The sequence below is a fragment of the Streptomyces sp. NPDC014889 genome, assembly GCF_043081205.1.
Taxonomy (GTDB): Bacteria; Actinomycetota; Actinomycetes; order Streptomycetales; family Streptomycetaceae; genus Streptomyces.
On sequence record NZ_JBIBWH010000021.1, the window covers coordinates 1 to 14,078 of the forward strand.

Here is a 14,078-nt window from a genome sequence, read left to right on the forward strand (position 1 = left end):
GCTACGAACGCAAGGCCGACCACTTCCTCGCCTTCACCAGCATCGCCTGCACCCTCATCTGCTATCGCAGACTCGCCAAATGAGATGACTTCTAAAGGATCGCAGGTCAGGCCGATCCGGCCGCCCCCTTGCCCGCGGTGGCCTGGGAGAGTGAACCTCTCGCCGACGACCATCACGAGCGCGTCTCCAGCTACTGCGGCGATGGCCTTGGGCACGCTGCCGGGGTTCTCCTTCACCAGGCTTTCAGCGCCAGAACGTCGGCCACAGGAGAGTAATGGTCAAGATCTGTGGATGGGTGAAGTTATCGTCTGAGGCACTGGTGCCATCGGATCTCGCCTTCGTGCCATTCGTCGGTGGGCGTGAGCCCGGCGGCAGTGGCGACGGCGGCGGATGCCCGATGTTCGGGGTGGATGTGGGCGATGACGGTGCGCACGGGCTGCCGGCAAAGCCAGGCGACGAGTCCTCGGGCCGCTTCGGTGGCGATGCCTCTTCCCTGCCATGGGGTCCCCACCACCCAGGCGATCTCGGCGAGGGGGCCGTGGCCGGATGGGCTGACCGTCGCCTGGACGGTGCCCGTCAGGCAGGACGTGTCACGGAGCCGGATCACCCAGTTCAGCCAGGAGACGGCCGGGTCGGGAGAGCCTGCGGTCATGCGCTGGTAGCGCGAGCGCAGGGCTTGCGGGGTGTCCGGAGTGCCGCCGATGAAGGTGTGCAGGGCCGGGTCGGACAGCACTGCGGCCATCTCCTCGGCATGCTCGAGGTGCAGCGGCAGCAGGTCCAGCCGCCTGGTGCTGATGGCCTGGGCCTGGAGGGTGTTCACGCCGCGACCGCCTCGGGGCGTTCGACGAGCCGGCCGCGTTCGAAGCGGGCCACGGCGCGGACGAGGGCGACAAGATGGGGTGCGTTCACGGCCCGCGGTCTGGCCGCCCGCGGGGTGTCGTGCGCGACGGACGGCAGCCCGCCGAACTCGGCATCGAAGGCGTCCATGACGCCGGGCTCGCTCATCGCGCGGCGGAAGGCGGCGGTCGCCGTCTGCAGGGCCCGCTCTTGTTCCTTCTCCTCAGCCACCTTGCCGAGGTAGGCCTTCACAGACAGACCTTCGGCAGCGGCGAGGCCTGCAGGGTGTCCCGGGTCCTCGTGTCGACCTTGACAGTGGTTTCAGCCATAGCCGGAGTATCCCGCACGGTATACGCGCTGCGCTGCCTATCGCCGGCCCACCAAAGCGATCGTCCGGCGCTACGAACGCGCCTGGCCGGGCGAACTCGTCCACGTCGACATCAAAAAGCCCGGCGACATCCCCGACGGCGGCGGCGACAAGGTCATGGACCGCCGCCAGGCGATGGACAACAAACTCGCCACCACCGACCGACGCCGCAGCCGCAAGCCGATGATCGGCTACTCGTTCATCCGCTCCGCCGTCGATGACGCCGGCCACGGCCGGCATCACCCACAAGAAGATCCGGCCCTACCGGCCGCAGACCAACGGCAAGGTCGAGCGCTTCAACCGAGGACGCGCCGGCGTCAGCGCTGTGAGTCGGCCTGCCGCCCTGCGGCCATCGGGCTGGTGGTCACGTCGGCCTCTCCGAACCCAGGTCAGGCAGAGGGTGGTCGGCTGACTCGGACAAGTAAGTCAAGCCTTACTTTTGCAGAATTTGGCTGCATAGTGGAGAGCCGACTCGAGAGGAAGGCCGCTGTTGCCGCAGTTCATTGAGGGTGCCGCAGGACAGATCGAGGTAGAGCAAGGCTATGTGGCCGCCATGTACAGGCTGCTCGATGAGCGGTCGGCGGATGTACGGGCCGAGCTGGCGGCCGTGCTGAGCTCGTCGGTGGACAGCGCGGGCGAGGTGTACGCGCGAGACGTCGACGCAGAGCGTCTGGCGCATCGCCTTCGCCGGCTGGAGGGAGCCGAGGAGGGGTTGGCGTTCGGCCGGATCGACGTCGCGGACGGAACCGTCCTTCACATCGGACGGCTCGGCCTGCACGTGGACGACCGAGACCTGCCGCTGCTCGTCGACTGGCGAGCGGAAGCGGCGCGGGCCTTCTACGCAGCGACGGCCGCCCACCCGATGGGGTTGCGGCGGCGCCGTCATCTTCGGGTCGAGAACCGCGCGGTACGTGCGGTGAGCGACGAGGTGCTGGACGGTTCCGCACCTGCGGTCGGCGACATCGTCGTCGACGGTCCGTTGACGGAGGCGTTGGAGGCGCAGCGCACGGGGCGGATGCGTGCGGCGGTGGCGACGCTGCAGGCGGAGCAGGACGCGATCGTCCGGACCCCGCATCAGGGGGTGACGGTGGTACAGGGCGGCCCCGGCACAGGCAAGACCGTCGTCGCGCTGCACCGGGCGGCGTACGTGCTGTACGCGTTCCCGCGCGCCGCCGCGCGCGGTGTGCTGGTGCTCGGGCCGAACGCGCGGTTCCTCGACTACGTCTCCCAGGTGCTCCCCTCGCTCGGGGAGAACGACGTGGTCCTGGCGACCTTGGAGCTGGCCGGGGTCGTGCCCGCCGCTGTGGAGTCGTTCGATGTCGCGCGACTCAAGGGGAGTTCCGTGATGGCCGAGGCGCTTGCGGACCTGGTGCGATCCCTGCAGGCACCGGACGGCGGGTTCGCGGTGCGCGTAGGACAGGAATGGGTCCGCCTGAAGAGCGCGGATGTCGCGGCGGCACGGGAGGCTGCGGTGGCCGGCGGCCTGGCGCACAACCATGCGCGGGAGATCTTCAAGGAGCACCTGATCGGCACGGCCACGGGCGCGCTGGAGCGCGGCGCCCTCGAGGCCCTCGAACACATCGATGCTGAGATCGCTGAGAGCACCGGGATGGACCTCGATGCCGCGGCCGAGGAGGATCTGAGGAATCTCGGCCTCGACGACGCGCCGGCCGCAGACCCGGCCGGGCTGTTCGACGCGGACGCCGTCCGCGCGAATCTCATGGGCGACGCCCACGTCGACTGTGCGGTGGAGTCCCTCTGGCCACGGCTGACACCCGAAGCGGTCGTACGGGCCCTCCTCGCGGACGCTCGCACGATGGGCAGGCGCTTGCCCTCGCTCACTGACAACGAACGTTCTCGGCTGGTGCGTTCTCCTGACGCCCCGTGGACCGATGCCGATGTACCGCTGTTGGACGAGGCGGCAGAACTGGTGGACGCGCCCACGGAGCGGACATTCGGGCACGTCGTGGTCGACGAGGCGCAGGAGCTGACCGCCATGGAGTGGCGGATGGTGCTGCGCCGGTGCCCGGCCAGGTCGATGACGCTGGTGGGCGACTTCGCCCAGGCGGGCCCGGCGACGGCAGCGGGCGACTGGTCCCAGGCTCTGGGTCCGCATCTCGGCAGCCGGTTCGCCCTGCACACCTTGACCGTCAGTTACCGCACGACCCAGGAGATCCTGGAAACGACCCACGGCCTTCTCGCGCGAATCGCCCCCAGCCAGACGCCAAGCCGATCGATCCGCCACGGCGAGCCACCCCGCAGCCTCACCGCGTGTCCGCCCACACTCGCCACCACCGTGGCCGAGGAAGTCCGGGCGCAGGCCGCGTCACACCACACCTCGTAAGGCCCTCTGCTGGGCGCTCCGAGCTGTACATGGACGGGCTGACATGGCGGGGCATACCCACGCCCCGCTGACGCCGGACGGGCTGGGCCTCAGCGTGGTTGCGAGGTCGAGTTCGCGTGTCAGGCGGTGAAGCCGCCGTCGACGTGGATCGAAGCTTCGGAGGCATCCAGCCGCACCATATGGTGGCGGTCTCGCAAGGTTCAGGCTTCCTGGCGGTCAGGCTGAGGGGTGGGGAGCGGCTTGCCGGTTTCGAGGAGGGTCTTGAGGCTCGACAGGATCGCCGGCCAACCCTGGCTGCACATGCCTGCCAGCGTGTGTGCGGCGCCGACGTCGTGCGTCACGGTGAGCTTGACCAGTTCTCCCGCGGGTTCGATCTCGAAGGCCACCTTCGACCTCGGCTCGGCGGCCAGTTGGGCAAGGACCTCCTCGCTCACGCCCACAGTCTTGGCCCACTCGGGGGTGAAGGTGTGCCAGGTGTAGGACAGGCGCCGGTAGGGGTCTGATTCGAGCACGACCTGGCCGGGGTGGGAGGTCTTCGCTCCCTGCTCTTCCCAGGTCATGACTGATCCGGCCTTCCAGTCCGTCTCGAACTGCACTCCCCAGTAGCGGCGGGTGAAGGCCGGGTCGGTCAGGCCCTGCCAGAGCTTCTCCGGCGTGGTGTTGATGTAGGTCGTGTAGACGAACGCGTTGCTGTCCATGGGTGTTGTCTCCAGTGCTTGCTTCAGGTCGGCGAGTGCGCGCACCCGCTCGCGGTCGTAGTGGCTGATCCAGCGGTCGGCGATGGCGTTGATCGGTTCGGCGTTGAGGTAGTGCAGCTTCTCCCGGCCTCGGCGTATCGCGGTCACAAGGTTGGCCGCCTGCAGTACGGCCAGGTGTTTACTGACCGACTGCCGTGCCATGTCCAGCCCAGAGCACAGTTCTCGCAGGCTCTGCCCGTTGCGGGCGTTCAGGCTGTCCAGCAGCCGACGTCGACTGGGGTCGGCCAACGCCTTGAAGACCTCGTCCATCTCTGCCCCCGCAATATGCAGCCGTTCGGTTGCACATAACATTAGGCAGCCGATCGGCTGCGCGTCAACGCGGCGGCACTCGCTCGACCAGTCCTAACCGAGCCGGGTGACGCTCGGGACAATGTGGGGCGGTGGACGCGCGCCATGCTGCGACCAACGCGTCAGCGGGAGTCTCGCGGGAGGCCCTCGGCCCGCATGACATTGAGCATTGCCGGCACCAGCGCCGGAAGCTGGCGTGAATCAGACCTGGCGTTCGGCCTCCAGGAGGGCAACACCATCCTGATCACGAAACCGCACTGGAATATGAGGCCGCCACCCGTAACACGCAGGACCTGGAACGCGCTGAACGCAGTGACCCCTGAGCGGGTCAGGCCGCCCGCAGTCCGAGTGCATTACGCGGGAGGCACCAGACAGGGAGGTATCCGGCAAGCGCAACGTCAGGGCAGTCGGCGTGCCGGTCAGGTCTCCATCACGGCATGGCAGTCCGGGCAGACCGCGGTTACGTACTCTGCGGGGTACCACGGTGCCTCAGGGTGCTCGGAGGGCTTCCAGCAACTCGTCTCCATGGCGAAGGTGTCCTTGCCGCAGAGGGTTCGTGGTCCCGTCGTGTCGGGGGACCCTGGCGCGGCGGGCGCCGCGTGCACCCGGCGGATGAGCCGTTCCTCACCACCCGGTACACGGGTGGCCTTCGCCTTGTCGACCTCGTACACGACGACGATCTCGCCCATGTCTCTACCATAGGCGGCCGCACGGCCCGACCCGCCCGCAGCAGCCAGCCGGGCGATCACAGGGTGCCGGGCAATGGGTCGAGCACGGTCACCTCAGACTCCATCCCGACCCTCGTCGGCCGGTCGCAACATGCCCATGAACGCGGCGTGGGACGTGATTCCCCAGGCGGACTGCGGGACAGCCGCCGAGCAGCCCATCTGATCGCGGTCTCCCCGTCCGATCCATCGTCCGGGCACCAGCATCGATGACGCGGGCTAGGTCGTGTCTCCCAACTCCGGTAGGGCAACGATGCCCGTAGACTCATGACGTGGCATTCATGAGCACCCCGCACTGCTGCTTCCTGTGACCGGGAGGCGTTGAGGGCGATGCCGGACGGCGTCGCCCTCCTTGGCGTGCCTGCTACGTGAACCACGTTCCCGACGCTGCCCGTTCCTTTCTGAAGCAGTGACGGTCCGAGTGCGCGTGCAGGCACGGTCTCTTCCCTTCACCCCTTGCCAGGAGTGCCTCGTGCCCGTGTCGCTTCCCCCTGCCCTCGAACTGTCCCTCGACCTGCTGTGCTGCCCAACGTGCCGCACGCGCCACCTGCACCCCGACCGCGGCGCGCTGCGCTGCCCGGTGGGCCACACCTTCGATATCGCCCGCCACGGCTACGCCAGTCTGCTGACGGGCACCCGCGCCACCAGCGGCGATGACCCAGCCATGGTCCAGGCCCGGGACCGGTTCCTGTCCACCGGCGCCTACGCGCCCGTCCGCGAAGTCGGGGCCCGTATGGCGGTCGGCGCCGTGTCTGAGCAGTCCACGGTGGTGGACGTGGGATGCGGCACGGGCTACTACCTGGCCGGCGTGCTCGACCAGCTGCCCGGCGCCCGTGGTCTGGGTCTGGACACATCGGTGCGCGCGCTGCGCTCGGCAGCCCGTGCCCACGATCGAGCCGCCGCGGTGGCCTGGGACGTCTTCCGTCCCTTCCCACTGGCCGACGGAGTGGCCGACGTCGTGCTGGACGTGTTCGCCCCGCGCAACCCGGCCGAGTTCCACCGCGTACTGCGCCCGACCGGCCAGCTGATCGTGGTCCGTCCCACAGGGCGACACCTGGCCGAACTGCGCGACCGGCTGCCTGAGATGGTCACAATCGACCCGGCCAAGGAACAGCGCCTGCACCAGGCACTGGGCCCGTTCTTCGAGGCCGTCGTCACCGAACGGGTGGAGTACCCCGTGACTCTGTCCAGGCTGGATGTCCTGGACCTGGTGGCGATGACGCCGAGCGCACGCCATGTGAGCCGTGCGGACCTGAACGATTACGGCTTCCTGCCCGATCGGGTCACCGTCTCCGTGCTGGCCACCGCCTACCGGCCTCGGTGACCAGGAGCGGGCGCATGCGCCTGCTGACCGACCAGCAGTGGGCACGTCTGGCGCCCTGCCTTCCCCGCAACGCGGGGAAGGCAGGGCGTCCCTTCGCCGACCACCGTCGCATCATCGAAGGGATCATCTACCGGTACCGCACCGGAATCCCCTGGAAAGATCTGCCCCGCGAGGCGTTCGGTCCCTGGCAGACGGTTTGGAAACGTCATCGCAGATGGGCGGCTGACGGCACCTGGGACACGGTTCTGGCGCAGTTGACCGCCCAGGCGGACTCGATCAACACTATCGACTGGACGGTCTCGGTCGACTCGACAATCAACCGGGCCCACCAACACGCCACGAACACGGCCCGGCCGGAGAAGGACACCGGCGCTGCCACCTACCGCGGCAAGAGCGAATCTCCTGCGACCGGGGGTGAGCCAGCGGGCCACGCAGTAGGCCAATCCCGCGGGGGCCTGACAACCAAGATCCATCACGCCGTGGACGGCGACGGCCGCCCGCTGGCCGTCGTAGTCACTCCGGGCCAGGTCCACGACGCGCAGGTCCTCCCCCTCTTGCTGGGCGACATCCGGGTCCCACGACTCGGCCGCGGCAGGCCACGCACCGTACCGGACGCTCTGCTCGCAGATAAGGCGTACTCCTCCAAGCAGGTCCGCGCAGACCTCGCGGCCCGTGGCATCCGCACTGTGATCCCCGAGCGCGCCGATCAGCAGGCCAACCGAAGGAGAAAGGGCCGCAGCGGCGGACGACCCCGCGCTCTGGACACCGAGACCTACAAGCGCAGGAATGTCGTGGAACGATCTTTCAGCCTGCTCAAGCAGTGGCGGGGCCTGGCCACCCGTTACGACAAACTCGCGATCGTCTATCGCTCTGCAGCCGTGCTGGCGGCGGTCATCGCCTGGCTACGAAGTTGAGAGACACGGCCTAGTGGTACCGGTGCCCACGCAGCAGCAGACGCCGGGGCCGCCGTTCGAGTGGACAGGCACCCACCGCAGCGCCGAAGGGTGCACCCCGCATGGCTACGGCTGGGGGACGGCAAGTTCACGGCCGCGGTAGAAGCCTTCTCGCTCCTCGACAACATACGGGGCCATGTTCGCGCGCCGCTGAGCCTCCGGCTCGGAGGCCCGCCAGGAATCGCATGCCTTCTTGGAGTCCCAGAACGACACCCCGGTAACCTCCTGCCCGTCCTCCGACCAGTAGGCAAAGGCGCGTCGCAACCCCTGCGGGTAGGGGGCGGGGCGCCACGCTCTCTCGAACTCCTCCAAGGTGCCGGGCTGAAGACGGCGCGTCGTTACCCAGACGAAGTGCTCCTCCATCGCAGCCTCCTCAGCAACGGCGGTTCGGCCTGCTGCCGCTTCTGAGACCACCGTAGGTTCGAAGCACCGCTTCCGCCTGCGCGGCGATCGTGGCGCAGCCCAGGGACCCGTGGCCCCGTTTCCAGGCTGCGTCGGCCTGACTGCCCGGTTCACGGCTCCCCGGGGTGCGCCGCCTCCAACGGGTCGTGGATCGCCAGGATCGCACTGGATGCGTCCGGACCCGCGACCATGGACAGGACGGTATGTGCTGGTCACGCCGTACCGTAAGCGCGCGGGGCCGATGGGCGCTCAACGGATTTCGTTGATTTCAGGTTGCCGGTTACTTCAGCTCGATCTCGACGAAGGCCAGCGGGGCGGTGCCAGTGTTCACGACTTCGTGCTCGCCGCCCGCCGGGCGGGCGTAGGACTCGCCTGCCCGCAGTTGCGAGGAGGTGACGGTGCCGCCGGGGGTGACCACGTCGATCCGCCCGTCGGTGACGGGTACAACGACGTAGTCGTACTCGTGCACGTGACGGCCGGTGCTCTCATGGGGCTCGAAGTCCCAGCGGGTGACCCGTACCCGCTCGTCTTCGTGCTGCACGGTGGCGCGGGCGGTGGTCGACATGGCTTTTCTCCTCATCATCGGTTGCCGCACCTGCACTGCGAACCGGTGCGGCAGCATGCCAGGTGGCAGGCTAGCCACCGCCTACTGTGGCGGCGGGGCGGGGCTGTGGTCGCACTTCGCCGGGCGGGCGACTCGCCCGACAGCGACAGGAACGGGGGCGGTGCTGTAGCGGGTGGCCGGCAGGCGCCGCATCTTCGCCTCGGCGTCTCCCTCCGCCGGGCCAAGCAGCTCGCCCAGCAGCGCGGAGCCCGGCGACGGCCACATGACGTGACTCAGCCAGCGGCTTCACCGGCAGGCCTGATCAGTCGAACACGGTTCTTGTTCGGGGTGGTCTCTCAGCGGTCGGCGCATGTGGCAGGGCCTCCCGGTAGCTCGAGGTGACGATCCCAGCCGAGCAGTACCAGGAGGCCGTTGTGTCGCAGTCTCCGCCGCCCGCGCGTCGGCAGGCTCCCCGAGACCGCGCCCCGAGGCCGGCGCCGTGGCGCTCCAGGCGTCAGCCCTGGCGCGCCTTGAAACGGGGGTTCTTCTTGTTGACGACGTAGGTCACGCCCCGGCGGCGCACCACCTGAGCGCCAGGCTTGGCCTTCAGGGAGCGCAGAGACTTCCGCACCTTCATGTCTTCTCCTCCTCGTGGCCGTCCGCCGGGGGCGGCGACTCGGCTCAGCGTTCCTCGCGGAACAGGACGTGCTTGCCGGCCACCTGGTCGTACTTGCGCAGGACGAGCCGGTCGGGGTCGTTGAGACGGTTCTTACGGGTCACGTAGGTGACGCCGGTCCCGGCCGTCGACTTCAGCTTGACGACGGGGCGCATTGTGCTGCGTGCCATGAGGTCCTCCCTTCGCCGACATCCCAGGTGATTGACCCTGACATGCCAGCCACCTTCGCCAACAACGGAGTCCTTCGTCGCATTCCGGCGCCCCCGTCCCTTGCTCGGCAGAACCTGGGCACAAGATGAGGTCCGGAACGCCTGTCGCCTGAATCGAGTGTCAACTATCAATTGCTAAGTTGAGGGCATGCCAGCTGGTACCCCCCGAGCGCTGCGTGCCGACGCAGCACGCAATTTCGACAAGATCGTCCGGTCGGCGCGTGCGGTGTTCGCCGAACACGGGCCCGATGCCTCGCTGGACGAGGTCGCCCGGCATGCAGGGGTGGGGATCGCGACGCTGTTCCGCCGCTTCCCCGACAAGGGAGTGCTGCTGCGCGCGGTGCTGGACCAGCAGTTCTCCGAACAAGTGCTGCCCGCGGTCGAGCGGGCGGATCGGGACGATGACGTGCGGCGCGGTCTGACGCAGGTGTGGGAGGCGGCACTGTCGTCGGCCGCCGACGCCTACAACGTGCTGACCGCGGCCCGCGGCGCCGGAGTGCTGACGCCGGGGGTCGGTGACCGGTTCTTCGACGCGCTGACCCCGCTCGTCGAGAGGGGTCAGCGGGAAGGCGTGGTGCGCGACGACCTGGTGCCGGAGGACCTGCGCCGCCTCATGACCATGCTGGTGAGCGTGCTGTGGACGATGGATCCGGGTGAGGACGGGTGGCGGCGCTATGTGGCGCTGATCCTGGACGGCCTCTCGCCTGTCGCGGCGCATCCTTTGCCGTGCGGGGCTCCGGCACTGCGGTACCCGGAGGGGTGAAGGCTGTCCGGGCGCCGGCATTCTGACGGCGGGCGGGTCAGTCGCCGTGCACGCGGATGGCGCCGGCCGGGCACAGGGCGGCGGCCTGCCGCGCGCGGGAGTGTTCTGCCAGTGGCGGCGCGGCGTCGAGAACGATGACCTTGCCGTCGTCGTTCTGGTCGAACACGGCGGGCGCGCTCAGGGCGCACTGGCCGGAGGCGACGCATCGCGCGGTGTCGGTTTCCAGGTGCATGCTCTGCTTCTCCTCGTCTGTCGCTGTGTGCGTCACGCAGCAGCGTCACCAAAGAACGGGGACGGTGCTGACGCCACCGGCCAGACGTTCGGCGTGGTCGGGCAGGGTGTGGGGGTCGACGGCGAGGTGCAGGCGGGGCATACGGCGGAAGAGGGCGGTGAAGGCGATGCGCATCTCGGTGCGGGCCAGGGCGTTGCCGATGCAGTAGTGGCCGCCGTGGCCGAAGGCCAGGTGTGCGTTGGGGGTGCGTGAGGGGTTGAAGGTGTCCGGGGCTTCGAACCTCTTCGCGTCCCGGTTGGCGGAGTTGATCGCGACGAGGACGGCGTCGCCCCGGGCGATGACGTCCTTGCCGATGGTGACGTCTTCGCGGGCGTAACGCATCAGGCCGAGCCCACCGGGTGCGGCCATGCGCAGGATCTCCTCGACGGTGGCCTGCACGTGCGCTGCGGGGTCGGCGGCAAAGCAGTCGCGGCGAGCGGGGTCACTGAGCAGGAACATGACGCCGAAGTCGATGCGGGTCGAGGTGGTCTCGTGGCCGGCGAACAGCAGACCGGCGGCCAGGCGGGTCATGTCGTCCTCGGTGAAGGTCGCGTCCTCGGCCTGGACCTTCAGGATGTCGGTGATGACGTCCTCGCCGGGCGAGAGGCGCTTTTTCTCAGCGAGCGCTGCGACGTACGCCTGGAACTCCGCCATGGCCGCCTGCCCGTCAGCCCCGCCGTGAAGGGCGCCGATCCGCTCGGACCAGCCGCGCAGCAGGTCCCGGTCGCCGCTCGGCACGCCGAGCAGTTCGCAGATCACCTGGACCGGCAGCGGGAAGGAGAGGTGGTCGTGCAGGTTGACCGGCGCATCAGGACGGTTGCGTCGGGCCTCGTCCATGCCGTCGAGGCAGCGCCCGGCCAGGTGCTCGATCCTTGCGCTCAGGCGCCGCATACGCGGTGCGGTGAAGGCGGGTACGAGCATCCTGCGCATCCGCGCGTGCTCGCGGGCCTCGTCCTCGAACGTGCTGATGGGACCTGGCTGGATCGCGGCCGACGAGATCCTGGACGCGGTCTCGGGCGCGGGGTGCGATTTGCCGAACCGGGGATCGCTTAGGATCGCGCGGGCCTCGTCGTAGGTGGTGACCAGCCAGGCGGGGTCACCGGCCGGAGTGGTCACCCGGGCCAGTGGCCCCTGCTGGCGCAGGCGCGTGAACAGGGGTGCGAGGTCCAGGGCGTTGGGGCGGGCAAACGGCAACTGCGGTGCGGGGGCGGTCGCGGCCATGAACATCTCCTGGGTGAGGGGGGTGCGAGCAAGCTGACGGTGTCCGTGCGGTGCCGCCGGACCCGGCCGCCCGACCGGCGATGGGGGTCGCAGGCGGGACGCATCCAGGAGAGAGAGTCGGGGCCGCCTCCCGCGCGGCCCGCCGGCACCCGTTGTCCTGGCACGGCCCACCCCTTTTAACTGATACTCGACTATCTGTTATGGGCGTGCAACACGGCCGTCACGCTTGCGGCACGGGCAGGGGGATTTTCAGCCGCACACGCCTGGCACTCGCCGACCATTGGGGTCGGCGAGCGCAAGGGCGGGCCGTGCGGGATCAACGGCCCCTACGACCGTGTGGTGGTCTTCATCGAGAAAGCTCCCACGGACGAGCGCCGTCGGCGCCGTCGAACGCGTCGTCGGCGACTCCTCCGTGAAGGTTGTCCGGATGTAGCGGTTCCGCTTCTGCCGTCACCGGCCCGGCGGTGGGCAGCTTCGACGGCGCGCATACGGCCCGTAAGCGGACTGCTACGTTCCTTTGGGCTTCCCCGGCACGCACAGCCACGCCAGGCCCGCGGCGGTCAGGTAGGCGAGGGCGCCGATGGCCATGCTGGTGCGCAGACCGGTGTTGTAGTGGGTGGCCGTGGCCAGCAGGCTGCCGCCGAGCGCTACACCGGTCGCGCTGCCGACCTGGCGAGTCGTGTTGAACAGGGCGGAGGCGGCCCCTGCGTACGCCGGGGGTGCGGCACCCATCACGGTCGCGGTTGAACCGGTGAGGGCGAAGGAGGTACCGAACCCGGCGGCCATCATCGGGGCCACCAGCATCGGGTAGGCGGGGTCGGCTCCCGCTGAGGCCCAGCCGGCCAGGCCCAGGGCGGCCACGAGCATGCCGGAGATCACTAGCGGACGATCGCCGGTGTGGCGGGTCAGCCGCCCGGACAGGACGGAGGCGAACATGGTCATCGCCACCGCCGGGAACAGTGCCAGTCCGGTGCCGAGGGCGCTGAAGCCGCGCTGGTGCTGGAATTCCAGGCTGGCGGTGAACACCATGCCGTAGAAGCCGAAGTTGAACAGCAGGCCGATGACGGCTCCGCCGCTCATCGTACGAGACCGCAGCAGGCTTGGCGGAAGGGCAGGAGACCGGGCCAGCCGCTCCCGCACCGCGAACGCCGCGGCGGCCAGCCCGGCCAGGCCCACCCCGGCGAGAACAGCCGGAGCGGACCACCCCCGCCGTCCGGCCTCGTTGAGCGCCGCGGTCAGCAGCGCCACCGCCGCCACGACCGCGCACTGCGCCGGCCAGTCCAGGCGTCGCGCGGCGTGCCGGGGCGAGCGTGTCACGTGCCGCAGCGTCAGCGCCAGGCAGGCCGTGCCGACGGGCAGGTTGATGAGGAACACCCAGCGCCAACCCACCGTGGAGGCGAGCAGCCCGCCCAGCAGGGGCCCGGCAGAGGCCGCGATGCCCGCCATCGAACCCCACAGCCCGAAGGCGCGCGAGCGTGTGGCCGGCGCCGGGTAGGCCTGCTGGAGCAGGGCCAGGGAACCGGGCACGATCAGCGCCGCCCCGAGCCCCTCCACCAGCCGGGCCACCACCAGGAAGGGCGCGTTCGGCGCCAGCGCGCACGCGGCCGAGGACACGGTGAACACCGCGACGCCCGAGCAGAAGACGCGGCGGTTGCCCAGCCGGTCACCCAGCGCGCCGCCGGTCAGCAGGAGGCCGGCGAAGACAAGGGTGTACCCATCGGTGATCCACTGGATGCCGGTGAGCGAGGCCGACAGTTCCCGGCCGATCACCGGCACGGCGACGTTGATGACCGTCACATCCAGGATCACCATGAAATACCCGGTGCACACCGCCAACAGCGGTGCCCAGGACCGCGGCTGGGGCTTCGGGGCCGACTCGGGCGAGGGCGTGGACTGACCGCCACCGGCCGACTCCGCGAACGACACGGCACCCACTCCATCCTGTCCGCGGAGACGTTACGCCAAAAACCACGATAAGGGACATATGTGCCGTGTGTGGCTCCTGCTGGTCAGACATGGGATCGCGGCTGTCGCGGAAGGCGGTGCAGGCGGAGGACTTGAAGCGGAGCTCGAGCGGGTGCGGGCGGCTCTGCGGACGCGGAAGAGATGCTCAGGCGCCGGCCGGCGGCGGCGTGGCGGATCGGCGGTGCGGTCGCGGGGCCGGTCGCATTCGGCTGCCGCCTGTGCACCGCCCGCCGTACGGGGACGGTCGTGCGGGTCGTGAGGTACGCGCCGCTGTGGGGTCGGGTGTGTGTCCGACACGGACGGTGTCTCGTGGACGCGGACGCCGACCAGCCGCTGAAGCAGCGCAGCCGGCATGGATGAAGGAACGCGGGCGGCAACCCCCTCGCCCCATTCAAGGACCGCGTCAGGCGTGTCGCCTGTCACGCACGTCC

Annotated in this window: 16 protein-coding genes and 1 pseudogene; 5 read left to right on the plus strand and 12 right to left on the minus strand. The window is 69.5% G+C overall.

What is annotated here, in order from left to right:
* The 3 genes from ACF09J_RS31890 to ACF09J_RS31900 all read right to left on the minus strand — a co-directional run.
* A partial coding sequence (locus ACF09J_RS31890; RefSeq protein WP_392308944.1) for a hypothetical protein occupies nucleotides 1–215 on the minus strand: 215 nt, incomplete at its 3' end.
* 86 nt (nucleotides 216–301) lie between these two features.
* On the minus strand, nucleotides 302–820 hold the full coding sequence (locus ACF09J_RS31895) for a GNAT family N-acetyltransferase (protein WP_392308945.1): 519 nt from the start codon (nucleotides 818–820) through the stop codon (nucleotides 302–304).
* Entirely contained in the window at nucleotides 817–1,089 is a 273-nt protein-coding gene (locus ACF09J_RS31900; RefSeq protein WP_392309043.1) for a hypothetical protein, read from the minus strand. Before ACF09J_RS31900 ends, ACF09J_RS31895 begins: the two co-directional genes overlap by 4 nt.
* Nucleotides 1,090–1,210: 121 nt before the next feature.
* Here ACF09J_RS31900 and ACF09J_RS31905 point away from each other — a divergent pair.
* Together ACF09J_RS31905 and ACF09J_RS31910 are read left to right on the plus strand one after the other, a co-directional pair.
* Nucleotides 1,211–1,541 (plus strand): annotated as a pseudogene (locus ACF09J_RS31905) (IS481 family transposase); the annotation flags it as partial.
* Between the two features lie 216 nt (nucleotides 1,542–1,757).
* Nucleotides 1,758–3,548 (plus strand): HelD family protein, encoded by a 1,791-nt coding sequence (locus tag ACF09J_RS31910; RefSeq protein WP_392309037.1) that lies wholly within the window; start codon nucleotides 1,758–1,760, stop codon nucleotides 3,546–3,548.
* A 200-nt stretch (nucleotides 3,549–3,748) separates the two neighbouring features.
* Here the strand turns inward: ACF09J_RS31910 and ACF09J_RS31915 are convergent, their stop codons facing one another.
* Nucleotides 3,749–4,555 carry an ArsR/SmtB family transcription factor gene (locus ACF09J_RS31915; protein ID WP_392308946.1) on the minus strand — a complete coding sequence of 269 codons (807 nt, stop codon included), beginning with the start codon at nucleotides 4,553–4,555 and terminating at the stop codon, nucleotides 3,749–3,751.
* 458 nt (nucleotides 4,556–5,013) lie between these two features.
* Entirely contained in the window at nucleotides 5,014–5,283 is a 270-nt protein-coding gene (locus ACF09J_RS31920) for a hypothetical protein (protein ID WP_392308947.1), read from the minus strand.
* Nucleotides 5,284–5,791: 508 nt separating this feature from the next.
* Here ACF09J_RS31920 and ACF09J_RS31925 point away from each other — a divergent pair.
* Nucleotides 5,792–6,643 carry a methyltransferase domain-containing protein gene (locus ACF09J_RS31925; protein WP_392308948.1) on the plus strand — a complete coding sequence of 284 codons (852 nt, stop codon included), beginning with the start codon at nucleotides 5,792–5,794 and terminating at the stop codon, nucleotides 6,641–6,643.
* A 14-nt stretch (nucleotides 6,644–6,657) separates the two neighbouring features.
* Nucleotides 6,658–7,557 carry an IS5 family transposase gene (locus ACF09J_RS31930; protein ID WP_392308949.1) on the plus strand — a complete coding sequence of 300 codons (900 nt, stop codon included), beginning with the start codon at nucleotides 6,658–6,660 and terminating at the stop codon, nucleotides 7,555–7,557.
* Nucleotides 7,558–7,662: 105 nt separating this feature from the next.
* Here the strand turns inward: ACF09J_RS31930 and ACF09J_RS31935 are convergent, their stop codons facing one another.
* From ACF09J_RS31935 to rpmG, 4 genes are all read right to left on the minus strand, one after another.
* Nucleotides 7,663–7,959: a hypothetical protein gene (locus tag ACF09J_RS31935; protein ID WP_392308950.1), complete on the minus strand. Its 297-nt coding sequence runs from the start codon at nucleotides 7,957–7,959 to the stop codon at nucleotides 7,663–7,665.
* A 319-nt stretch (nucleotides 7,960–8,278) separates the two neighbouring features.
* Complete coding sequence (locus ACF09J_RS31940; protein WP_392308951.1) at nucleotides 8,279–8,563, minus strand: cupin domain-containing protein; 285 nt, start codon at nucleotides 8,561–8,563, stop codon at nucleotides 8,279–8,281.
* A gap of 493 nt (nucleotides 8,564–9,056) precedes the next feature.
* Nucleotides 9,057–9,179 (minus strand): type B 50S ribosomal protein L36, encoded by a 123-nt coding sequence (gene ykgO, locus ACF09J_RS31945; protein WP_392308952.1) that lies wholly within the window; start codon nucleotides 9,177–9,179, stop codon nucleotides 9,057–9,059.
* A 44-nt stretch (nucleotides 9,180–9,223) separates the two neighbouring features.
* The gene (rpmG, locus tag ACF09J_RS31950) at nucleotides 9,224–9,388 is read right to left on the minus strand and encodes a 50S ribosomal protein L33 (protein WP_392308953.1); all 165 of its coding nucleotides are present in this window, start codon (nucleotides 9,386–9,388) and stop codon (nucleotides 9,224–9,226) included.
* Nucleotides 9,389–9,575: 187 nt separating this feature from the next.
* Between rpmG and ACF09J_RS31955 the strand changes: the two genes are divergently transcribed.
* Entirely contained in the window at nucleotides 9,576–10,190 is a 615-nt protein-coding gene (locus tag ACF09J_RS31955; RefSeq protein ID WP_392308954.1) for a TetR/AcrR family transcriptional regulator, read from the plus strand.
* 37 nt (nucleotides 10,191–10,227) lie between these two features.
* Here the strand turns inward: ACF09J_RS31955 and ACF09J_RS31960 are convergent, their stop codons facing one another.
* The 3 genes from ACF09J_RS31960 to ACF09J_RS31970 form a co-directional block, all read right to left on the minus strand.
* Entirely contained in the window at nucleotides 10,228–10,422 is a 195-nt protein-coding gene (locus ACF09J_RS31960; protein WP_392308955.1) for a ferredoxin, read from the minus strand.
* Nucleotides 10,423–10,467: 45 nt separating this feature from the next.
* The gene (locus tag ACF09J_RS31965) at nucleotides 10,468–11,682 is read right to left on the minus strand and encodes a cytochrome P450 (RefSeq protein WP_392308956.1); all 1,215 of its coding nucleotides are present in this window, start codon (nucleotides 11,680–11,682) and stop codon (nucleotides 10,468–10,470) included.
* Between the two features lie 507 nt (nucleotides 11,683–12,189).
* A complete protein-coding gene (locus ACF09J_RS31970; protein WP_392309038.1) occupies nucleotides 12,190–13,494 on the minus strand; it encodes an MFS transporter in 1,305 nt (434 codons plus the stop codon).
* Nucleotides 13,495–14,078: the final 584 nt, after the last annotated feature.